A 21,274-nucleotide genomic window follows, 5' to 3' on the forward strand; every position below is an offset into this window, starting at 1 on the left:
AGCGGTACGATGGCTGAAGTCGAATGGCGGCGCATGCGTGCCGAGGAACTGAACGCCCTCGCAAAGCGCGATCCGATCGCGATCGTCCCGATCGGTGCGCTGGAACAGCATGGACCGCACCTCCCGGTCGAGGTCGACGCATTGCTCGGTGAGGAGGTCGCGCTGCGGACGGCGCGTTTGCTGGACCAACAAGGCATAGCTGTCACGGTGCTCCCCATGCTCTGGGCCGGCGTCTCCGAGCATCACATGAGCCTTGGCGGCACGATCACCCTGTCCCAGGCCGCGATGACCGCGGTGGTCGGCGACATCTGCCGATCGCTCACACGCCAGGGCTTCCGCCGGATCGTGCTGTTCAACGCCCATGGCGGCAACGAGGCGCCGCTGCGCGCCATCGCGCGCGACCTTTCTCCCGATCTCGGCGCCGCGCTGGTCCAGCTGACCTACTGGCTGGCCGCCGCGGAGGTCGTCAAACCGCTCCTGAAAAGCCAATCCAATGTCGGGCATGCCTGCGAGGCCGAAACCTCGCTGATGATGGCGCTGCGCCCTGAGCTTGTCGCACATGACCGCATCGTGTCGGGCCTCGATGCATCCGATTCCGTGGAAAGCGCTGCGTCGGCCGGCCTCTATCGCTGGCGCAGCATGGCAGCCAGCACGGGTTCCGGCGTGCTCGGTCGCCCCGAGGCTGCAACCCGAGAAACGGGCGAGGCGCTGCTCGAGGCGCTTCCGCGCCGGCTCGCGGAGCGATTGGCTGAGCCCGTCCTGTGGTCGATGGCCGCCTGAGACCGCCATGCTGCTGCGCTGTTCGCTGACATCGCCATTCGGTCGCAAGGTTCAGGTCGCGGCGCATCATCTCGGTCTTATCGACCGGATCGAATTCGTCGCGGCCGGCACGCTGGACCCCGCTGACCCGCTGCGGCAGGACAACCCGCTCGGCAAGATGCCGGTCATGATCCTCGACGATGGCCGTCGCATCTACGATAGCCGTGTCATCCTCGAACATCTCGACCATCTCGCCGGTGGCGGACGCATCCTGCCGGCCGACTGGGACGAGCGGCTGGCCTGCCTGACTTTGCAGGCCCTCGCCGACGGCATCCTCGATGCCTCGCTGCTCGTGCTCTACGAAGAACGCCGCCCCGAGGCCGAGCGAAGCCCGGCCTGGCTGGAACGCCAGCGCGGCAAAATCCGGCGCGGCCTCTCCGCGCTCAACCGCGCTCCGCCGCACCTGCTCGTCGATGCCGGAACGATCACCGTCGCCTGCATGCTGAACCAGCTCGACCGGCGCCAGCCGCTGGAGTGGCGCGGCGACCATCCGGCGCTGCTCGCCTGGTTCGCGGCGTTCGCGCAGGCGACCCCGGCCTTCACGGCAACCATAGCTTCCAGGGGTTGAGAATGTGGCTTGAAGCCGAGGATAAGATCTACGAGCTGTCGGCGGAGGAGCTGGAGGTTCTGCGGCGTTCCGCCGCCGAGCGCGGCCAGCCCGCACCGGCCGGCACCCGCCATACCAAGGCCCAGCTCGTGGCGGCCGGCCTGGTCCGGGAGGCCTTCAACCGCGCCGAGCTGGCAGAAGCGGGTTTCACGCCGGGCTTCGCGAGCTCGAAGGATGCAGCCAGCGAAAGCGCGCGGCAGGCGCTGGCGGTGGGGTCGCCCCATCCCAGCAAGATCGAGAAATGGCAATTGCCCGTCGACATGCTGCCGTTCAGGCCCGTCATGATCTCGTTCCCTCCCGGATCCCGCCTCGCACGCAAAATGCAGCCGCTGGTCTCGGAGGAAGAGTCTGGCGGTGCGCTGCGCGTCGTGCTGTCAGGATCGCTGGTTTGCAACGGTGTCCGCTTCGGCCCGGGCGACTGGTTCTTCGTGCCGAACAGGACGCCATACCAGCTCGACTCCGACCCTGAAGAAGAGACGCGGGTGCTTTATCTCTATCGCTTCCCCTCCTGCGATCGCGGCGGCCGCTTCTCATATGACGCGGTATAGCCTTCCCCAGGTGGCTCAGGGCGACGGTCCGGAGCGCCCGTCGTTCTGTTGACTTGCTTGGAGATTTCGCCGGACGAAGGCCGTTCTGGCGGCGTTGTGACGGTAGGCGTCGTCACCGGCTTTCCGCACCTTGCACGCCAGAGCAAGGAGCAAGCAGATGAACGGTGCCACCGCCCTGGTTTCGATGCTGCGTGACTACGGAGTCGAGGTGATCTTCGGCGTTCCCGGCGACACCAACGTCGCGTTCTACGAAGCACTCCGCAACACGCCCGGCGCGCCGCGCCACATCGTCTGCCGCGACGAGCGCTCGGCTGTCTTCATGGCCGACTGCTATGCGCGCATCTCGGGCAAGCCCGGTCTCGCCGAGGTTCCCAGCGGTGCGGGCGCAATGTACGGGCTGCCGGGTGTGGCGGAGGCGAACAGGTCGTCGGTTCCGCTGATCCTGCTGGTCAACGACATCCCCCAACCCGGCGTTGGCCGCGGGACGCTGACGGAACTGCCGGTCGAGGCGCTGTTCGCGCCGATCGCGAAGCACACGGAAACGCTGGGTCATGTCGGCAAGCTGCCGGAGCTTATGCGGCGGGCTTTCAGGCAGGCGACGGCCGGCTGCCCCGGCGCCGTCGTGCTGGCTCTGCCTGAGAACGTTCTCTACGAGGACGTGCCTGCGAGCGGCGTCTCGCTCCATGTCGAGGCCTCATGCTCGCGCGCTCCGGCCTTTCGCACCCGCCCCGCCGATGCGGAGATCGCGGCGGCGTTCGATGCAATCCTGGCGGCGGAGCGGCCCCTGATCGTCGCCGGCGGCGGCGCCAATCGATCCCAGGCCGGCGAGGCGATCGTCGCGCTGGCCGAGAAGCTCGGCATTCCCGTCGTGACGACAATTACGGGTCAGGGCGTGATCCGGGACGATCATCGCCTCGGCATCGGCATCATCGGGGACAACGGCTTCCACCCGCACGCGCTCTGGGCGCTCGGCCGGGCCGACCTTGCGATCTATGTCGGCTGCCGCATGGGATCGGTCGCGACCATGAACTGGCGCTGGCCGGACCCGGCGGGCGAGACGCGCATCATCCAGATCGATGTCGACCCCGAAATCATGGGCAACACCTATCCCATCGATTTTCCGTTGGCCGGCGACGCGAAGGCCGTGGTCGAAGCGCTCCTGGCACGTGCGCCGACATCCGGCGCCGGCAGGACCGCCCGGTGGATCGGCCAGATCAACGAGCGGCGGGAGCAGTTCTGGACCGTGCTCTCCGGGCGCCTTCAGGACAACGCCACGCCGCTTCGGCCCGAGCGGATCATCGAGACCCTGAACCGGCATCTGCCGACGCCGTCCCACGTCGTCTCGGATGCAGGTACGCCCACGCCCTATGCCACGCGCTATCTGCGCCAGCGCGACGCGGTGTCGAAGCTCGTCATCCCGCGCTTCTTCGGCGGCCTCGGCTATGCCATTCCGGCGGCGGTCGGCGCCTGGCTCGCGGCTCCCGCCGTGAGGCCCGTCGCCCTGTTCGGTGACGGATCGCTCGGCATGTCGGCGGGCGAGCTTGAAACGCTGTCGCGTCTTCAGGTGCCTGTCGTCATGCTGCATTTCAACAATGCCTGCTTCGGCTGGATCAAGGCCCTTCAGCGTGTGACGGACCGACACCACGCGGCCGAGAGAAAGCAAGATGCGCTGCAAACTGCGCAGACCAATGATCCGACCTTCGGGGTCGATTTCGGTCGCTACGACATGAGCCGCCTGGCGCAGGTCTATGGAATCCGCGGCTACCGCGTCGAAACCGCCGATGAGCTCGAGCAGGCTTTCGCGGAAGCCTTTGCCCTGCAGGAGCCGGTCTTCATCGACATCGTCGTCGAGTCGATTGCAGATCGGCTCCCGCCGGTGTTCTCGTGGCTACAGAAAGTTGGCGAGGATCCCGAAGCCATCGAGGCCGAAGCTCTCGTTGGACACTGACCCTTCATCATCTGGGGGATGGCATCGAGACGAGTCTTCTCGGCCATCATCTCGGTGCGCCGGTTACCTTGCGGTTGCACCCTTGGGATTCTCACCAGCTTGGTTTCGGAATCCGAGCTGTCAGCTCGGTTTGAACTGGCGCGCTACGGCCTCGGTGCCGCGTGCCAGGATGCCGACGTCGATCGCGACGGCGGTGAAGAGGGTGCCGATCTCGATGCAGCGCTGGGCGAAGGCCGTGTCCGGTGTCAGGATGCCTGCAGGCTTCCCAATGGTGTGCATCCGGCGGATCGCGTCCTCGACGGCAGCGACAACATTTGGATGTCCGGGCTCGCCGACATGGCCCAGGCTCGCGGCGAGGTCCGCCGGCCCGATGAACACACCATCGACGCCCTCGACCGAGGCGATCTCCTCGAGCCGATCGAGCGCTTCGTCGGTCTCGACCTGCACGAGCAGGCAGAGCTCCTCCGCGGCCTTTCTGGCATAGCCGGCAACCCGGCCGAAGCGCGTTGCCCGGGTCAGGCCGGAGACGCCGCGAACACCGTCAGGCGCATAACGCATCGCCGCGACGGCGGCGCGCGCTTCGTCGGCGTTCTGCACATAGGGGATCAGCAGGGTCTGTGCGCCAAGGTCAAGGAAGCGCTTGATCAGGACGGTGTCATTGCTCGCGGGCCTGACCACGGCCGAGACGTCATAAGGCGTGACGGCCTGGAGTTGGCCTAGGACCGTCAGCGGATCGCCGGGGGAGTGCTCTGTGTCGAAGAGCAGCCAGTCATAGCCCGAGCCGGCCACGGCTTCCGCGGCATAGCTGCCCGGCAGGCTGCACCACAGGCCGATCTGCTGGCGGCCTTCGCGCAGGGCGCGCTTGAAGCGGTTTTCCGGCAGGTTCACGGCAGCGCCTCAGATGAACGACACGCCGATGGCGCCGAGCGGACCGTAATCGGCATGGATGACGTCGCCCGTCTTGATGTCGACCGGCCGGGTGAAGGAGCCGCCGAGCACGATCTGGCCCTTCTTCAATCCTGCTCCGACGTCGTGCAGCTTGTTGACCAGCCAGGCGATGCCCGCGGCGGGATGGCCCATGATGGCTGCCGAGACGCCTGATTCCTCGATGATGCCGTTCTGCGAGAGCGTCGCGCCGATCCAGCGCACGTCGACGTCGAAGGGGCGGATCGTGCGGCCGCCGAGGACGATGGCGCCGAAGGCGGCGTTGTCGGCGATGGTGTCGACGATGGCTCGCGGAACCTCGGTGCGGTAGTCGATGATCTCCAGCGCCGGAACGACGAATTCGGTCGCGCGCATCACGTCGTGGACCCGGCAGGCCGGGCCGGAAAGGTCTTCGCCCATGATGAAGGCGAGTTCGACCTCGAGCCGGGGCTTGATGAAGCTGTCGGCCTTGATCCGGGCGCCATCATTGTAGAGCGCGTCGTCGAGGATGCGGCCGTAATCGGGTTCGGTGATCTTGGAGGCCATCTGCATGGCGCGCGAGGTCAGGCCGATCTTGTGGCCGGCGAGCCGGGCGCCATTGGCGATCCGCGCTTCGGCCCAGAGATCCTGCACGCGATAGGCGTCAGCGATCTCCATCCCGGGAAATGTCTTTGAAAGCTGGGGGCATGGCACCCGCTCGCGTTCGGCCTTCAGGATGGCTTCGGCGGCCTTGCGGTGGTCTTCGTCGGTCAACACGGCAGCGCTTCCTTCCGGACTTCGAACGATAGGGTTTACTTGATCGGCGGCCGGGGCAGCACCGCTTCGCCCGGCTCCATGACGTAGGTGTAGTCGAGCGAATACCAGGGAGCGCTCACGCCGGGCTCGACAGGGTGGGGCTCGTCATGGCGGACGAAATCGCCGAGCAGCGCCTTGGTCACGCCGAACTGGACGTCCGACCCGATGTGGGGATCGTTGGAGTCGTAGACCTGCGAGATCAGCACCTTGAAGCCCGGCTTGAAGATCAGCGCATGCAGATGCGCCGGCCGCATCGGATGGCGGTCCTGTGCTTTCAGAAGGCGGCCGACCACCCCGTCCGTCGGAATGGGATAACCGACCATCATCACCGAGCTGAACCAGAAGCGGCCATCGGCGTCGGTCGTGAACTTGCCGCGCAGGTTCATCTCGGCCTGCTCGGGATCCTGGTTCTCGTAGAGCCCGACTGGCGAGGCGTGCCAGACGTCGACCTCGGCGCCCGCGATCGGGCGGCCTGCCCCATCGACGACGCGGGCATTGACGAACAAGGGGTGCCCGGGCGTGTCCGATCTGACGATCGTGCCGCCATTGGCCACCCGCGGCGAATTCAGCCGCCAGAACGGACCCAGAAGGGACTGCGACGTCTCCGTGTTGCCGCCATCGCCATTGTTGAGCAGGCAGACGAGAGAGGACACGCCGAGCGAGCCGGACATCAGGACGAATTCGTTGTGGGTGTCGGATGCGAGCGCGCCGATCTCGTTCAGGATCGCCGTCGCGTCACGGAATTCGGCCTCGGTGAGGCGGACGTCGCGGATGAAGCCGTGCAGATGCGTCACCAGCGAAACCATGATCTCGCGCACCCGCGGATCCTGCGTTCGCTTCATCACCTCCAGCACGGCCGGCGTGACGTCCTGCTGTCGCTCGATAAGCATGCCTCACCTCCCCTGGCATTTTTTGCAGGCGGCTGCGGCTTATCAAAAATAATCGATGATTTGTCAATCCTTGGCGCTCAAGCAGCCGGCGGCCTGCGTCAGAATTCTTGCCATCATATTGAAATACCGTACTCTCGTTCAGGATTATAGATCAGAACGAGGTAGAGTTGACTTAGGATAATCGTTTATTTAAGACCTGCCGAGTGACATGACGCGAGAGGCTCCCGCAGTGACCGCTGACGGCGCTCCCAAAAGAACAGTGTCGGAGGCTCGCGCTGCGGCCGTGCTGAACGCTGGAGTGGATGGCGCCGGGGCTTGGCAGAGCGTGTTTGTCGACGACGGCAAGAACACCATCGCGAGCCAGCTGGTCGAGCGCCTGCGCGAAGCGATCGTTTCGGGCCAGCTCGAGGCCGGCGCCAAGATCAATCTCGACCGGGCCCGCGAGATTTTCGCGGTATCCCTCAGTCCGCTGCGGGAGGCTCTGGCCCGTCTCATCCCGGATGGTCTGGTCATCTTCGAGGACAATCGCGGCTATCGCGTCGCGCCGGTGTCGGTCACCGATCTTCGCGAGATCACGAGGCTACGGGAAGAATTCGAGACGCTGGCCTTGCGCCAGGCGACGTCGGTTGCCCCTCCCGAGTGGGAGGGCGACGTGATGAGAGCCCTCCACAGGCTGAACACCGCTGAACGAAACCCGGCGGATCCGGCGACGCTCGAGCGCTGGGAGGCGCTGCATCGGGAATTCCATCTCACCTTGCTCGCCGGCTGCCAGATGCCGCTCCTGCTCGGCTTCTGCCGAACCCTTCTCAATCTCAACGACCGCTATCGCCGCAGCTTTCTCGTTCGCACATCCGGCGATCGCAATGTCAGCGTGGAGCACAGCGAGATTGCGCAGGGCGCGGTGGCGCGCGACGCCGATTTCGCCTGCGAACGCCTGCGGGAGCATATCCATCGGACGGGGAGCAATCTGGCCGCACATCTCTCGGACAGGATAGCGCCGTGAGCCGAACCTCGCCGCCCCTGGGTATCGCGCATTTCTCTTGCATCGAGATGCGTCCGGCCGATTTCGTCGATTTGGCTGGGCAGGTCGGATACGCCTCCGTCGGCCTGCGGCTCCACCCCGCCTTCTCGGGAGCGCCGTTCTATACGCTGGCCCCGGGCAGTGCCGAGATGCGTCAAACCAAGACCGCCCTTCGGCAGGCCGGGATCGGCGTCTATGACATCGAGTTCGTCGTGGTCGACGGCGCATTCTCTCCGACGAATCTCTCCGCCGTCTTGGATTCTGCGGCGGAGCTCGGTGCACGCCGATTGAGCGTCTGCGGTGATGATCCGGACAATGGGCGCTTCGTCGCGAACCTCTCGGCCTTGGCAGAATTGACGGCCGCTGTCGGCATGGCAGTCGATCTCGAGATCATGCCGTGGCGGCAGATCGGGACGCTCGAGACCGCGGTCAGGGCTGTCGCCGCGACAAGAATGACGAATGTCGGCGTGCTCGTCGATGCGCTGCATTTGGCGCGTTCGGGCGGCAGCCCGGGCGATTTGATCAGGCTGCCGCCGAGCATGATCCGAAGCGTTCAGCTTTGCGATGCACAGGCCGAGCGTCCCGAGGACACTGCAGCTCTGATTGCCGAGGCGCGCGGCGGGCGGCTGCTCCCGGGGTTCGGAGCTTTGCCGCTCGGCGACCTCCTCGGCGTCATTCCACAGGACGCCGTGATCTCGGTCGAAGTGCCGAAAGGTGCTGAACCCGGCGAGGTTCATCTGCGGGCGCTCTTCGACGCGACAACGAGGATACTCCACACGAGAAGGTCCGCCGCGTAACCCGTCCGCCCTGCGCGGCGCTCACTGACATCACCGGACTGATCCTTCAGAAGATCGGCCGTCCCGGGAGAGGTTATGAACTACACGCTCGATTTCACGCCTGTGATCGAAGGCATGCCGGCCCTGCTCATGGCGTGCCTGGGCACTTTCGGCCTCGCTTTGGGCGGGATGGCGCTCGCCATCGTCATCGGCGTCGGCGGCGTGATACTGCGCGACTCGAAGATCGCTCCGGTGCGCTGGCTGGTGAAGGCCTTCGTAGAGCTGATCCGCAACACGCCCTTCCTGGTCCAGATCTTCTTCATCTATTTCGCGCTGCCGCTGGCGGGCGTGAGGCTCGATCCGACGCCCACCGCGATCATCGCGCTCGGCATCAATGGCGGGGCCTATGCGATCGAGATCATCCGCGGCGGCGTGCAGTCGATCGGCAAGGGCCAGATCGAGGCTGGCCTCGCGCTCGGCCTGCACAAGGCGCAGGTCTTCCGGCTGATCGTGCTGAAGCCGGCACTCAGGGCGATCTTCCCGTCGCTGACCAGCCAGTTCGTGCTGCTGACGCTGACCACGTCTGTCGCCTCGGCGATTTCGGCCTATGAGCTGACTTCGGTGGCGCAGCGCATCGAGTCCGACAGTTTCCGCTCCTTTGAGGTCTACGGCACGATCACGCTGTTCTACCTCGTCATCTCCTGGGTGATGATGCGCTTCTTCGCGGCGATCTCGACCCGTTACTTCAGCTATCCGGTGAAGTGAGGGCGCGATGGGTGCGAACGAGTTCCTCTTCCTGCTCACCGGCCTGAAATGGACCGTGCTGCTGTCCATCGTCGGCTTCATCGGCGGCGGCGTCTTCGGGCTCGCCATCGCGCTGGCACGGACCTCCGGCCGGCCGCTGCTCGAGCGGATCACGGCCGGCTATATCGCCCTGTTCCAGGGCACGCCGCTGCTGATGCAGCTCTTCGTCGTCTATTACGGGCTGGCGCTTGTGGGGCTGAAGCTCGATGCCTGGGTCGCCGTCGCGATCGGCTTCACGCTCCATGCCAGCGCCTATCTCGGCGAGATCTGGCGCGGTTCGATCGAGGCCGTGCCGAAGGGGCAGACCGAGGCCGCCAAGGCGCTGAGCCTGCACTATGTCTGGCGGATGAAGGACGTGATCCTGCCGCAGGCGATCCGCATCTCGCTGCCGGCGACGATCGGCTTCCTGGTCCAGCTGATCAAGGGCACCTCGCTCGCCGCCATCGTCGGCTTCACCGAGCTGACGCGCGCCGGCAACATCGTCTCCAACCAGATCTTCCAGCCGCTGCTCGTCTTCGGGATCGTCGGCGCACTCTACTTCCTGCTGTGCTGGCCGCTTTCGCTCTACGGCTCGCATCTGGAGCGGCGCATGGCCATCGCCACGCGCTGAGCAGACCTCCTTCACCGCCTACCCGTCAACAACGACCAAGGGAGAGAAACATGTCGATCTTCAAGCCCACCCGCCGCAGCCTGCTCGTGACCGGAGCGGTCAGCCTCGCGATGCCGGCCGTGCTCACCCGCGCGGCCTTCGCCACCACGCCGGATGAGATCAAGAAGCGCGGCAAGGTGATCGTCGGCATCCAGGGCGACAACCCGCCCTTCGGCTTTGTGAATACCAGCGGCAAGCAGGAAGGTCTCGACGCTGCGATGGGCGAGCTCTTCGCCAAGGAGCTCGGCGTCCAGGTCGAGTTCACGCCGCTCGCAGTTGCCAATCGGATTCCGGCACTGACCGCGGGCCGCGTCGACGTGCTGTTCGCCACCATGGCGATGCTGCCCGAGCGCGCCAAGGCCGTTCAGTACAGCAAGCCTTACGCGGCTAACTACATCACGCTGGTCGCGGCGAAGAGCACCGTCGTCAAGACCAATGCGGATATGGGCAAGCTGGTGATCGGCGTGCCTCGATCCAGCACGCAGGACACGCAGATCACCAAGAATGCGCCCGAGGGCACGACGATCCGCCGCTATGACGACGACGCCGCAACCCTCCAGGCGCTGTTGTCCGGCCAGGTGCAGGCGGTCGGTGCCAACATGTTCTATGTCCAGCGGCTCAACGCGCAAAAGCCCGATACCTTCGAGGACAAGCTCGAATTCCAGCGCCTCTACAACGGCGCCTGCACCCGCCTCGGCGAAAAGGAGATCAACGCGACGCTCAACAGCTTCATCGACAAGATCAAGGCCAATGGCGAGCTCGCCAAGGCCTATGCCACCTGGATGAAGGTGCCCCTGCCCGAATTCCCGGCCAGCGTCGAAGGCGTGCCCTTCGTCGTGAGCTGAGCGAGCGACCGATCGGAACCGGGGCCATGAACCAGCCGAATGCCGAAGCGCCCTTGGGCGGGGCGGACGCCATGATCGCGATGAACCATGTCGAGAAATGGTATGGCGAGTTCAAGGCCCTGACCGACATCAATCTCGCGGTCCGCAAAGGCGAGCGCATTGTGCTTTGCGGGCCGTCAGGGTCCGGCAAATCGACGCTGATCCGCTGCATCAACCATCTGGAAGGCTACCAGAAGGGCGAGATCCGGGTCGGCGGCACCAAGCTCGGAGACGATGCGAAGACGATCGACGCGGTGCGCCGCGAGGTCGGCATGGTCTTCCAGCATTTCAACCTGTTCCCGCATCTGAGCGTGCTGCAGAACTGCATGCTGGCGCCGATGCGCTCGCTCGGGGTGAGCAAGGCGGAGGCCGAGGCGACCGCCCGGCAACTGCTCGGCCGCGTGAAGATCCTCGAACAGGCGGAGAAATATCCGGCGCAACTCTCCGGCGGCCAGCAGCAGCGCGTCGCCATCGCGCGGGCGCTCTGCATGAGACCCAAGGTGATGCTGTTCGACGAACCGACCTCGGCGCTCGACCCGGAGATGGTCAAGGAGGTGCTAGACACCATGATCGCGCTTGCCGAGGAGGGCATGACCATGATCTGCGTCACTCATGAGATGGGTTTTGCCCGGCAGGTGGCGAACCGCGTCATCTTCATGGCCTCGGGCGCGATCGTCGAGGAGGCGCCGCCGGAAGAGTTCTTCGGCAATCCGCGTCACGAACGGACCCGGCGGTTTCTCGGCGAAATCCTGCACAAGCACTGACAACCCCAACTGAACGGATCGCAGATGTCACGCCTCGTCTATGTCCTGAACGGACCGAACCTCAACCTGCTCGGCAAGCGCCAGCCGCACATCTATGGCCATGAGACGCTGGCCGATGTCGAGCGCGACTGCCGCAAGCTTGCCGAGGAACTGAAGCTCGAGCTGCGCTTTCACCAGTCCAATCGCGAATACGAGATCATCGACTGGATCCACGAGGCGCGTGAGACCGCCGGCGGCATCGTCATCAACCCGGCTGCCTTCACCCATACCTCGGTCGCGATCCTCGACGCGTTGAACACCTTCGAGGCGCCCGTCATCGAGTGCCACATCTCGAACGTGCACAAGCGCGAGGCCTTCCGGCACCATTCCTATGTCTCGCTGCGCGCCGACGGCGTCATCGCCGGCTTCGGCACGCAGGGCTACCAGCTCGCTTTGCGGCGCGTCGCCAGGCTCATCGACGAGAAGGCCGCGTGAGGATCGATCCGATGACGCCCGTGAAGATCGCGGTGATGGGAGCCGGGCTGATCGGCAAGCGTCACGCCGAGCACGTCGCCAGCGAAGCCGGCGCCACGCTCTGCGCCATCGTCGATCCGTCCGAGATCGGCAGGACATTGGCCGAGCGGCTGGGCGCGCGCTGGTATCGCAGCTTTGGCGATATGATCGCCGAGGATCGGCCGGAAGGCGTGATCATCGCGACCCCGAACCAGCTCCACGTCGCGAACGGGCTGGAAGCGATCGAGGCCGGCATCCCCGCCATCGTCGAAAAGCCGATCGCCGACGATCTGGCCGGCGGCGCCAGGCTGGTGGAGGCTGCGGAGCGGGCTTCGGTTCCGCTCCTGGTCGGCCATCACCGTCGCTACAACCCCATGATCGCCAAGGCCAAGGAAATCATCAACAGCGGCAGGCTCGGCCGCGTCCTGTCCCTGCACGGACATTTCTGGCTGATGAAGCCGGATGACTATTTCGATGTCGGCTGGCGGCGGGAGGAAGGCGCGGGTCCCGTGCTCCTCAACCTGATCCATGATGTCGATCTGTTCCGCTACCTCTGCGGCGAAGTCGTCTCCGTGCAGGCGCAAAGCTCGAACGCCGTCCGAGGGCATGCCGTCGAGGAGACGGCCGTCATCCTGCTCCGCTTCGCCAGCGGCGCGCTGGGCACGGTTAACGTCTCGGATTCGATCGTGGCGCCGTGGAACTGGGAGCTCACCACCGGGGAGAACCCCGTCTATCCGCAGCAGGACCAGGGCTGCTATCAGATCGGCGGCACCCATGGAGCCCTGACGGTGCCACAGCTCGAGGTCTGGTCGAACCGCGACAAGCGCAGCTGGTGGGAGCCATTGCAGCGCGAGCGGGTGCCGTTCGTCCCCGAGGACCCGCTCAAGCTCCAGATCCGGCACTTCTGCGATGTCATTCGCAATGGCGCCGCACCGATCGCCTCCGGGCGTGAAGGCCTGGCGACGCTCGCCGTCATCGACGCCGTCAAGCGCTCGGCGGCAACCGGGACGACCGTCTCGCTCGGTTGATGCCTCTCGGTGTGCCCCGCGCGGCTACTCGTACAGCCAGTTCGGCTCCCGGCGCTCCAGGAAGGCGCTCTGGCCCTCGATCGCGTCACGGCTTTCAAGCATCCGGATCGCCGCCGGGTAGGAACGGCTCATCGAGGCCGCGAGATCGGGGCTGGCGAGGCTGTCGCGGATGATGGCCTTGGACGCTTCGATCGCCAGCGGGCCATTGGCGACGATCATGTGGGCGACGTCGCGCACCTTGCTGCGCAGTTCCGCTGCAGGGACGTGATCGTTGATCAGGCCGAGGACCTTCGCTTCCGCGGCCGAAACCCGCCGGCCCGTCAGGGCGAGATCCATGGCGAACTTGGTCGGCAGGCTGCGCGCGAGGCGCTGCAGGCCGCCGCCGCCGAGCGCGGCCAATCCGACGCGAGGCTCCGGGAACCCGAACTCGGCATGGTCGGCCGCATAGGCCATGTCGCAGGCGAGCACGATTTCGGCCCCGCCGCCCAGGGCGAACCCGTTCACCGCAGCGATGACGGGCTTGTCGAGATCGAAGCGAGCGGTCAGTCCTGCATAGCCGGTCGGCGGATAGTCGTCGGCATTGGTCCGGGCCCGGGCCTTGATGTCGCTGCCGGCGCAGAAGGCGCGCTCGCCTGCGCCCGTCAGGATCGCGACGCGTAAGGTGGGGTCGGCGGCATAGGCGTCGAAAATGCGGTGGAGTTCGCGGTGCGCCGACGGATGGAGCGCATTGCGAACCTCGGGGCGGTTGAGGGTGATCCACAGCAGCGGCCCCTCGACCTCGACGAGGATGTGTTCGAGGCTGGTCAGGTCAGTCATGCGCCAGGCCGCCCAGGAACAGTTCGGCGACGCGAGGATCGTGCAGGATCTCCTTCGCCGGCCCGAAGATCCGTGCCTGCCCGAGCTCCAGCACCAGCGCGTGATCGGATATCTCCAGAGCCGAACGCGCATTCTGCTCGATCAGCAGGATCGTGACGCCGGCGGCGCGCAATTCCTGCAAGGCGGCGAAGGTTTCCTGGACGAGTTTCGGAGACAGGCCGATCGACGGCTCGTCGATCAGGATCAGCTTGGGATCGAGCAGGAGGCCGCGCGCGATCTCGAGCTGCTTCTGCTGCCCGCCGGAGAGGGTGGATGCCTGGACGGACGCCTTTTCGCGCAGTGCCGGAAACCGCTCGAACGCGCGCTCGATCCGTCGCGGCAGATCGTCGAGGCGTCGCGCCGCCGTCACGGCGCCGAGCTCGATGTTATGGCGCACGGAGAGCTGCGGGAAGATGTTGCGCCCCTGGGGGATATAGCAGATCCCCGCCGCCAGCAGGTCGCGGGGCGGCAGGTTGGTGATATCCCTCCCCTCGAAGCCGATCCTGCCGGCGCGCGCGGGCAGCATGCCGAAGATCGTCTTGAAGACGGTCGACTTGCCGGCCCCGTTCGGTCCGATCACCGTCGTGATTCCGCCGCGCGGGACCGAGAATGTCGTGCCGTTGAGAATGGTCATCCTGCCGTATCCGGCGGTGACGTTCTCGAGGGCCAGGACGGGTTCGCTCATCGAAGGATCAATGTCCGAGATAGGCATCGATCACGGCCGGGTTCGCCCTGATCTCGGCCGGAGTGCCGATGGCCAGAACGCGTCCCTCCGCCATCACCACGACGCGCTGACAGAGGCTCATGACGAACTCCATATTGTGCTCGATGACGACGAAGGTGGCGCCGAGCTCGCTGTTGATCGCCCGCAACCGCTCTTTCAGCGCGCCCAGCATGGTGAGGTTGACGCCGCCGGCCGGCTCGTCGAGGAGGACGAGGCGCGGGCCCGCCATGAAGGCCATCGCCGCGTCCAGGAGCTTCTGCTGGCCGTAGGACAGGCCGCCGGCCTTCTCGCCGGCCAGATGCGACATCTTGAAGAATGCGATCATCCGGTCCGCCGCCTCGCCGAGGCCGGCATCGCGCGGCCCGAACAGCCGGCTGACCATCGTGCCGCGATGCTCCTGTCCGGCCAGGATCAGATTCTCGCGCACCGACATCTCCGGGAAGACCTGGAGAAGCTGGAACGTCCGGCTGACGCCAAGCCGGCTCAGCCTGGCCGGCCTCATGCCGGTGATGTCGTGTCCATCCAGCATCACGCGGCCGGCGGTCGGCTCGAGCTGACCGAGGACCGCGTTGAACAAGGTCGACTTGCCGCAGCCATTCGGGCCGATCAGGCCGAGGATCTCGCCCTTGTTGACATCGAAGCTGACGCCATCCACGGCGCGTATGCCGCCGAAATGCTTCTTGATGCCGTGGATCTCCAGAACCTTGGTCATGAGGCGCTGCCTGCATCATAGGTCGGAACGGCCGCCTGACGGGCGAGCGAAGCGCGGCGGGTGCGTGCGTCCGCCGTCCGGCGCTCGACCCAGCCGAGGATGCCCGAAGGCGAGTAGATCAGCAGGACCATGACCAGCAGCGCATAGGCGATGAGATAGTACCCTTGCGTGTAGTCGCGCAGCCATTCGGGCAGGAGGACGGCGATCAGGGCTCCGAGCGCCGGCCCGAGGAAATAGCCGGAGCCGCCGACGATCACCATCAGAAGCAGGCTGAAGGATAGCGGCAGGCCGAACGGGTTGGGATCGATGAACTCGACCAGCGGCGCGTAGAGCACGCCCGCCACCCCGCCCATCGTCGAGCCGATCGCGAAGGCCATCAGCGTGTAGCGGCGGGTGTCAACGCCGAGGGACTGCGCCCGCGCAGGGTTTTCACGCAGAGCAGTGAAGGCGCGTCCCCAGGGGGAATTGACCAGCCACAGCATCAGGCCGGCGCAGATCACGAGCCAGGCGAGCGAGAAATAATAGAAGTTCAGGTGGTGCTTGAGCGAGACCCCGAAGAGGGTCGGACGCGGAATGCCGAAGATCCCGTAAGTGCCCTTGGTCAGCCACTCCTCGTTGCGGAAGACGAGGTAGGCCAGCGTCGCGAAGGACAGGGTGACGAAGGCGAGGTAATGATGCTGGACACGTAAGGCCGGATAGCCGAGCAGCCAGCCGATCGCGAAGCACAGCGCGACGGTCAGCAGCAGGGGCGCATAGAGCGGCCAGCCATTCACCGTCATGATCGCCGTGGCGTAGGCGCCGATGCCGACGAAGGCGCCCTGCGCGAGCGACACCTGGCCGGCATAGCCGAGCGTCAGGTTGAGCCCCATCGCCGCGATGGTCATGACCGCCCACATGGCGAGCATGTAGTTGCCGAACCGCGAGAGCGTCAGCGGCAGGAAAAGCAGGATACAGGCCACCCCGATCGCAAGGGCGCAAGCGGCGGGGCGGGAGCGCAGCAAGGCGATCATACCGTCCGCTCCTCCTTGCGTCCTGCGATCCCGTGCGGGCGGAACAGGATCACGGCGATCAGGATGAAGAGCGGCACCGCGCTGCGGTACTGGGTGGAGATGTAGGCGGCGGCCAGATTGTCGACGACGCCGAGCAGGAAACCGCCGATGATGGCGCCGCGGAGCTGGTTGAACCCGCCGATGATGGCGGCGATGAACGCCGCAAGACCAAGGGTCTCGCCGCTGGAGAATTTCGCCAGATAGATCGGCGTGACGAGCAGCGAGGCGATCGAGACGAGCACCGCGTTGATGACGAAGGTCAGCAGGATCATGCGCTCGACCGGAATGCCGAGCAGCCGCGCCACGGTCGGGTTCTGCGCCGTCGCCTGCATCTGGCGCCCGATGGAGGTGCGCTCGAGCAGCAGGGTCAGGCCGATGATCGCGCCGATCGCGGTGACGATGATGCCGATGTGCTGCAGCGAGATGTTGGCGCCGAGAATGGCGAGGTTCCTGTCGGGGACCAGCGAGGGAAACGGGTAGGCTTCGGCGCTGTAGAGATCCTTGACGCTTTCCTTCATGAAGATCGCCAGCGCCATCGTCGCGATCGCCATGGGCAGGACGCCGTGCTTGATCATGGGATCGACGAGCATCTGCTTGAACATCGCGCCGAGGATCACGACGGACATGCCGATCGTCACCAGGGCGGCCAGCCAATAGGGCGCGCCCATGCCCATCGCGATCAACGCGAAAAACGCCGGCAGCATGACGAACTCGCCCTGGGCAAAATTGATGGTTTGTGACGCCTGCCAGAGCAATGCGAAGCCGATCGCGACGACGGCGTAGATCGCGCCGGTGGCAAGCCCACCGACGATCAGGGTTGAAAATGTCGACATGGGCTCGTTCGAGACGCGAGGGGTTTCCGAGACGCCCCCGGAGCGGCGCCGGCCGGGCTACGGCTTCAGCGCGGGAAGGGTCTTGGTGATGACGGTGGTGCCGTTCTGGACCTCGGCGAGGAAGCCGATCCGGTCGAGATCGCCGTTCTGGTCGATGCTGACGTCCATCAGCATGCCGGGCTCGTCGGCAGCCTTGACCGACAGGCCCTTGAGCGCTGCGGTCAGACCCTTGGGGTCGAGCTTGCCCATTTTCTGCGTGCCGGCCTTGATCGTGTAGATGCCGAGATAGCCCTTCATCGAATTGTGGTCCGGCACGTAGTTGTACTTCGCCATGAATTTGTGCCGATAGGCTTCGATCGAGGGGATCGGCGCGTCAGCCGTCAGACCCACATGGCCGCGGACGCCGTTGGCAGCGTCGCCGGCGAGCTCGATCACCTTCTGGTTGAGCAGCGTCGTTTCACCGATCAGCGGCTTCTTGATCCCCTGCTTCTGGATCTCCTTGAGGATGCGCGCGCTTTCCTCCTCGTGGAGGTAGATGAAGACGGCGTCGACCTCGGCCTGCTTGAGCTTGGCGACGTCCGCCGCGAAATCGACCTGCGCCGCCTCCGTGGAAATGTCGGCGCTGATCGTCACGCCGCGCGCCTTGAGCTCCTTGGTGATGCCGTCGCGGCCGCCCTTGCCGAAATCGTTGTTCACCCAGATGACCGCGACATTCTTCGCCTTGAGATCGTCGGCCATATAGGCTGCGAGTTTCGGCATGGAGATCTGCTGGCCGAACGATGTCCTGATCAGCGTCTTCAGCCCCATCTGCGTCAGCTCGGCCGCTTCGCCGCCGATGACGTTGGTGACGCCCGACTCCGAGGTGAGCTGAGCGGTGACCTTGATGGAGCCCGAATAGACCGGCCCGAGCACCGCATAGGGATTTGCGTCCAATGCCTTCTGCACAAGGCCGCGCGCGACGCCGGGATTGGTCTGGCTGTCGGCGCAGTTCATCTCGATCTTCTGGCCGAGCAGCCCGCCGGCTGCGTTGATCTCGTCAATCGCGAGGTTCGCCCCATTGCGGAAATTGATCCCGACTGTCGCTCCCGGCCCGGAAAGCTCGCTGACACAGGCGATCTTCACCTGCGCCTGCGCCAGGTCGGCGAAGGCCGCGACGGCGACGATTGACAGCGACGGCAGCAACAGGTTGCGCAGAGTCATGGAACCCTCCCCTTGGTCTCTTGCCGACAGGAGCCGGGCGATGCCGCATCTGTCGACTGGACGTTCTCAGGGTAATAGCGGGGCGCGTCGCCGCCATGTCTATGCAATGAAGACAATGATCGTCATTGAGATAGTCAATGTCACTTCCGCTCGGCCTGCCTGGTGAACACCCGCGCGCACAGCGACCTGAGCCATTGGTTCGCCGGATCCCGATGATAGCGGGCGTGCCAATGCTGCTTGACGAAGAAGCCGTCGATGGCGAACGGGCATTCGTGAACGGCAAGGCCGCCGAGCCTGGCGAGCGTCGTGCCGATATGGCGGGGCAGGGTCGCGATGAGGTCGCTATCCGCGAGGATCGACGAGAGCCCCAGAAATCCGGGAAGACGCAGGACGATCCGGCGATCGATGCCGTGGCTCGCCAGTGCCTTCTCGAGCAGCAACTGTCCGGTTCCGTAGATGATGCCGATATGAGCCGCAGCCTGATATGTGCGCAGCGACAGCCCCTGCGTCAGCTGCGGATGCCCTTGGCGCGCGAGACAGATCCAGTCCTGCTCGAACAGCTTCTGCTGATAGAAGCCGTTCTCGAGGCTCGGGATCAATCCCAGCGCCAGGTCGACATCGCCGGATTGCAGGGCGGCCGACAACCGGTCGTCGATCCGCGTGACGTCCAGCCGAATGCTCGGCGCGATCTCCCAGGCTGCCGACAGGAGCTCGGGAAGCAGGGTGATGTGACTCGCGTCGGTCATCGCGATGACGAATGAGCGGGACGAGGTCCCGGCGTCGAACGCGTTCCGCCATTCCGAGACCTGGCGCAGCGCCTGGAGCGCGTCGCGAACCGCGACGATAAGGCCGTCGGCGAGCGGTGTCGCCAGCATGCCGTCCGGCGTCCGCACGAAGAGCGGATCGCCGAAATGGCGCCGGAGCTTGCCGAGACCAATGCTAACGGTCGGCTGCGACAGGTCGAGCGCGTCCGCGGCCTTGGTAATGCTTCTGGTGGCGTGGATCGCATCGAACAGGCGCAGAAGCCGCAGGTCGAGGACGTCGATATCGTTCTGGCTCATTGAAAAAAGCTATGATGGTGATTTCCTTCATTACATAGACAGCTCACTCGCGCGGTCATAGCCCTTTCGCGATCGGATCGGTTGGGAAGGTCGACAGTGCGGATCTGCATCCTTGGCGCGGGAGCTCTTGGCTCCGCTATCGGAGGGACGCTCGCCGAGGCTGGGCACGAGGTCACGCTCGTCAACCGCAATCGTGGACATGTCGATGCCATTCGCGAGCGCGGGCTCGTCTTGAGGGGCGATGGCCATGATCGGATCGTGCATCTGGCTGCCGCCACCGACACCGCCGGGATGGCGCCCGTCGACCTCGTCCTCGTGCTCGTCAAATCTCCCGATACCGAGGCGGCGGTCTCGGCCGCCCGCAGCATCGTCGGGCCGGATACGCTGGTGATCTCTCTCCAGAACGGCGTCGGCCAGGAAGAACTGCTGACGTCGATCCTGGGCCGGCGGCATGTCCTCGCCGGCAGGACCTATACCGGCGGCGTCATGCTCGGGCCAGGCCATGTGCTCTGCGGCGTCGCTGGCAAGGAAACCATCATCGGCGAGATGGACGGCGCGGTAACGCCACGCGCCGCCGCTCTTGCGCAGGCATTGACCGAGGCCGGCCTGGACACGCGCGTCAGCGCCGAGATCCGCGCCGTGATCTGGGACAAGCTGCTCGTCAATGTTGCGACAGGGGCGCTCGCGGCGGTGACCGGCCTGACCTATGGCCAGCTCTACCAATTGCCCGAGATCGAGGAGACCGCCGTCGCGGCGGTCGCAGAGGCGATGGCGGTGGCACAGGCCTGTGGAATCCGGCTGGCGACGAGCGACCCTCGCGCGCCCTGGAGAAAAGCCTCGTCGGGCCTGCCGCCGGAGTTCAAGACCTCGATGCTGCAAAGCCTCGAAAACGGCCGGCGGACCGAGATCGATTTCATCAACGGTGCCGTCGTCCGGGAAGGACGCCGGATGGGTGTTCCCACCCCGGTGAACGCAACGCTGGTCGCGCTGGTCAAGGGCGTCGAGACGAGAACGGGCATCTCGGCACGGGCGGTCGCCGCATGACGACACAGGCCTATCTCGAACATGTCGCGATTCGCGTTCGCGATCTTGCCTGGCATATCCGCTTCTTCGAGGCCGTCTTCGGATGGAGGGTCCGGCAGGTCGACGGCGACGGCGCGGATCCGAAGCAGGTCTGGATCGGCGGCATGCAACTGATCGCGGCTGCGGATTTCGACGGTGCGCGAGGCCATGCCGATCATGTCGGGATCCGGTGCGGCGACGTCGCGGCGGCCATTGCGGCCGCCCATGCCTTTTCCGAAGTGACCACAGATCCGCGCGGAAGCCATTGGCTCAAGCTGCCCGATGGCTTCGTCGTCGAGCTCCTCCCGGCAGGCCCAGAGGCGCCCGCTGTCTACTCCACGCTTTGAGGTCTGCCATGGACGCCAAGAGCCCGCCCAAAAAGGCGCATGAACGCTACTTCGACGAGGTCGAGGTGGGCGACGAAGGCATCACGCCCGAAGTCACCGTGACCAAGGAGATGATCAAGGCGTATGCCGACCTGAGCGGCGACCATACGCCCGTGCATGTCGACGAAGACTTCGCCAAGGCTTCGCATTTCGGCGGCATCGTCGCTCATGGCCTTTTCGGCCTCTCGCTCGCGGACGGCCTGAAGACGCGCGGCTCGCTGCAGTTTCCGCCAGGCGCGTCGCTCGGCTGGAACTGGGATTTCAAACTGCCCATCCGCGCCGACGACACGATCCATGTGAAGTATCGCGTTGCCTCCATGCGCGAAACCCGCAAGCCGGGCTGGGGAATCGTGTCGATCGCCTCCGACCTCATCAACCAGAAGGGCGAGATCGTGCAGACCGGCGAGCACAAGCTGATGATCCTGAAGCGGCCGGAGGCCTGA

Annotated in this window: 25 protein-coding genes; 15 read left to right on the top strand and 10 right to left on the bottom strand. The window is 65.5% G+C overall.

The features are described 5' to 3' along the window. Nucleotides 1-9: 9 nt before the first annotated feature. From BMZ21_RS17895 to BMZ21_RS17910, 4 genes are all read left to right on the top strand, one after another. Nucleotides 10-780, top strand: coding sequence for a creatininase family protein (locus tag BMZ21_RS17895; RefSeq protein WP_091837207.1), 771 nt, complete (start codon nt 10-12; stop codon nt 778-780). A 7-nt stretch (nt 781-787) separates the two neighbouring features. Beyond that, a complete protein-coding gene (locus BMZ21_RS17900) occupies nt 788-1,387 on the top strand; it encodes a glutathione S-transferase N-terminal domain-containing protein (RefSeq protein ID WP_091837210.1) in 600 nt (199 codons plus the stop codon). 2 nt (nt 1,388-1,389) lie between these two features. Then, a complete protein-coding gene (locus BMZ21_RS17905) occupies nt 1,390-1,974 on the top strand; it encodes a hypothetical protein (RefSeq protein ID WP_091837212.1) in 585 nt (194 codons plus the stop codon). Nucleotides 1,975-2,131: 157 nt separating this feature from the next. Then, nucleotides 2,132-3,922: a thiamine pyrophosphate-binding protein gene (locus BMZ21_RS17910; RefSeq protein ID WP_091837214.1), complete on the top strand. Its 1,791-nt coding sequence runs from the start codon at nt 2,132-2,134 to the stop codon at nt 3,920-3,922. Nucleotides 3,923-4,042: 120 nt separating this feature from the next. On the opposite strand, the gene hpaI is transcribed toward BMZ21_RS17910, so the two are convergent. The 3 genes from hpaI to BMZ21_RS17925 are packed head-to-tail and all read right to left on the bottom strand — an operon-like array spanning nt 4,043 to nt 6,531. Further along, entirely contained in the window at nt 4,043-4,810 is a 768-nt protein-coding gene (gene hpaI, locus BMZ21_RS17915; RefSeq protein ID WP_091837216.1) for a 4-hydroxy-2-oxoheptanedioate aldolase, read from the bottom strand. Between the two features lie 9 nt (nt 4,811-4,819). Then, nucleotides 4,820-5,602 carry a 2-oxo-hept-4-ene-1,7-dioate hydratase gene (gene hpaH / locus BMZ21_RS17920; RefSeq protein ID WP_091837219.1) on the bottom strand — a complete coding sequence of 261 codons (783 nt, stop codon included), beginning with the start codon at nt 5,600-5,602 and terminating at the stop codon, nt 4,820-4,822. A 35-nt stretch (nt 5,603-5,637) separates the two neighbouring features. After that, a complete protein-coding gene (locus tag BMZ21_RS17925; protein ID WP_091837221.1) occupies nt 5,638-6,531 on the bottom strand; it encodes a dioxygenase family protein in 894 nt (297 codons plus the stop codon). Between the two features lie 325 nt (nt 6,532-6,856). On the opposite strand from BMZ21_RS17925, the gene BMZ21_RS17930 reads away from it, so the two are divergent. The 8 genes from BMZ21_RS17930 to BMZ21_RS17965 all read left to right on the top strand — a co-directional run bounded on the left by BMZ21_RS17930 (nt 6,857) and on the right by BMZ21_RS17965 (nt 12,949). Beyond that, nucleotides 6,857-7,534 carry a GntR family transcriptional regulator gene (locus BMZ21_RS17930; RefSeq protein WP_244543896.1) on the top strand — a complete coding sequence of 226 codons (678 nt, stop codon included), beginning with the start codon at nt 6,857-6,859 and terminating at the stop codon, nt 7,532-7,534. A gap of 47 nt (nt 7,535-7,581) precedes the next feature. Further along, complete coding sequence (locus BMZ21_RS17935) at nt 7,582-8,349, top strand: sugar phosphate isomerase/epimerase family protein (protein WP_091838268.1); 768 nt, start codon at nt 7,582-7,584, stop codon at nt 8,347-8,349. A gap of 75 nt (nt 8,350-8,424) precedes the next feature. Next, on the top strand, nt 8,425-9,093 hold the full coding sequence (locus tag BMZ21_RS17940) for an amino acid ABC transporter permease (protein WP_091837225.1): 669 nt from the start codon (nt 8,425-8,427) through the stop codon (nt 9,091-9,093). Between the two features lie 7 nt (nt 9,094-9,100). Beyond that, on the top strand, nt 9,101-9,742 hold the full coding sequence (locus BMZ21_RS17945) for an amino acid ABC transporter permease (RefSeq protein WP_091837227.1): 642 nt from the start codon (nt 9,101-9,103) through the stop codon (nt 9,740-9,742). 56 nt (nt 9,743-9,798) lie between these two features. Beyond that, nucleotides 9,799-10,626, top strand: coding sequence for a transporter substrate-binding domain-containing protein (locus BMZ21_RS17950; RefSeq protein WP_199777430.1), 828 nt, complete (start codon nt 9,799-9,801; stop codon nt 10,624-10,626). Nucleotides 10,627-10,697: 71 nt separating this feature from the next. Then, nucleotides 10,698-11,429, top strand: coding sequence for an amino acid ABC transporter ATP-binding protein (locus tag BMZ21_RS17955; protein WP_091838270.1), 732 nt, complete (start codon nt 10,698-10,700; stop codon nt 11,427-11,429). A gap of 24 nt (nt 11,430-11,453) precedes the next feature. After that, nucleotides 11,454-11,903 carry a type II 3-dehydroquinate dehydratase gene (gene aroQ / locus BMZ21_RS17960; protein ID WP_091837231.1) on the top strand — a complete coding sequence of 150 codons (450 nt, stop codon included), beginning with the start codon at nt 11,454-11,456 and terminating at the stop codon, nt 11,901-11,903. An 11-nt stretch (nt 11,904-11,914) separates the two neighbouring features. Continuing rightward, nucleotides 11,915-12,949, top strand: coding sequence for a Gfo/Idh/MocA family protein (locus BMZ21_RS17965; RefSeq protein ID WP_091838273.1), 1,035 nt, complete (start codon nt 11,915-11,917; stop codon nt 12,947-12,949). A 24-nt stretch (nt 12,950-12,973) separates the two neighbouring features. Here BMZ21_RS17965 and BMZ21_RS17970 read toward each other — a convergent pair whose 3' ends face one another. From BMZ21_RS17970 to BMZ21_RS18000, 7 genes are all read right to left on the bottom strand, one after another. Next, entirely contained in the window at nt 12,974-13,765 is a 792-nt protein-coding gene (locus BMZ21_RS17970; protein WP_091837233.1) for an enoyl-CoA hydratase-related protein, read from the bottom strand. Continuing rightward, on the bottom strand, nt 13,758-14,489 hold the full coding sequence (locus BMZ21_RS17975) for an ABC transporter ATP-binding protein (RefSeq protein ID WP_091837235.1): 732 nt from the start codon (nt 14,487-14,489) through the stop codon (nt 13,758-13,760). Before BMZ21_RS17975 ends, BMZ21_RS17970 begins: the two co-directional genes overlap by 8 nt. Before the next feature lie 7 nt (nt 14,490-14,496). Further along, entirely contained in the window at nt 14,497-15,240 is a 744-nt protein-coding gene (locus BMZ21_RS17980; protein WP_091837237.1) for an ABC transporter ATP-binding protein, read from the bottom strand. Further along, nucleotides 15,237-16,250, bottom strand: coding sequence for a branched-chain amino acid ABC transporter permease (locus tag BMZ21_RS17985; protein ID WP_091837240.1), 1,014 nt, complete (start codon nt 16,248-16,250; stop codon nt 15,237-15,239). The genes BMZ21_RS17980 and BMZ21_RS17985 overlap by 4 nt, the downstream gene beginning before the upstream one ends. Further along, on the bottom strand, nt 16,247-17,122 hold the full coding sequence (locus BMZ21_RS17990) for a branched-chain amino acid ABC transporter permease (protein ID WP_091837242.1): 876 nt from the start codon (nt 17,120-17,122) through the stop codon (nt 16,247-16,249). Before BMZ21_RS17990 ends, BMZ21_RS17985 begins: the two co-directional genes overlap by 4 nt. A 57-nt stretch (nt 17,123-17,179) precedes the next feature. After that, nucleotides 17,180-18,316, bottom strand: coding sequence for an ABC transporter substrate-binding protein (locus BMZ21_RS17995; protein WP_244543924.1), 1,137 nt, complete (start codon nt 18,314-18,316; stop codon nt 17,180-17,182). Nucleotides 18,317-18,462: 146 nt separating this feature from the next. After that, the gene (locus BMZ21_RS18000) at nt 18,463-19,383 is read right to left on the bottom strand and encodes a LysR family transcriptional regulator (protein ID WP_091837247.1); all 921 of its coding nucleotides are present in this window, start codon (nt 19,381-19,383) and stop codon (nt 18,463-18,465) included. A 96-nt stretch (nt 19,384-19,479) separates the two neighbouring features. Between BMZ21_RS18000 and BMZ21_RS18005 the strand changes: the two genes are divergently transcribed. From BMZ21_RS18005 to BMZ21_RS18015, 3 genes are read left to right on the top strand one after another with little or no spacing between them, the layout of a single operon-like run. After that, complete coding sequence (locus BMZ21_RS18005; RefSeq protein WP_091837249.1) at nt 19,480-20,427, top strand: ketopantoate reductase family protein; 948 nt, start codon at nt 19,480-19,482, stop codon at nt 20,425-20,427. After that, entirely contained in the window at nt 20,424-20,792 is a 369-nt protein-coding gene (locus BMZ21_RS18010; protein ID WP_091837252.1) for a VOC family protein, read from the top strand. Before BMZ21_RS18005 ends, BMZ21_RS18010 begins: the two co-directional genes overlap by 4 nt. Nucleotides 20,793-20,800: 8 nt before the next feature. Further along, the gene (locus BMZ21_RS18015) at nt 20,801-21,274 is read left to right on the top strand and encodes a MaoC family dehydratase (protein WP_091837254.1); all 474 of its coding nucleotides are present in this window, start codon (nt 20,801-20,803) and stop codon (nt 21,272-21,274) included.

The organism is Allobosea lupini (assembly GCF_900109525.1).
GTDB lineage: Bacteria > Pseudomonadota > Alphaproteobacteria > Rhizobiales > Beijerinckiaceae > Allobosea > Allobosea lupini.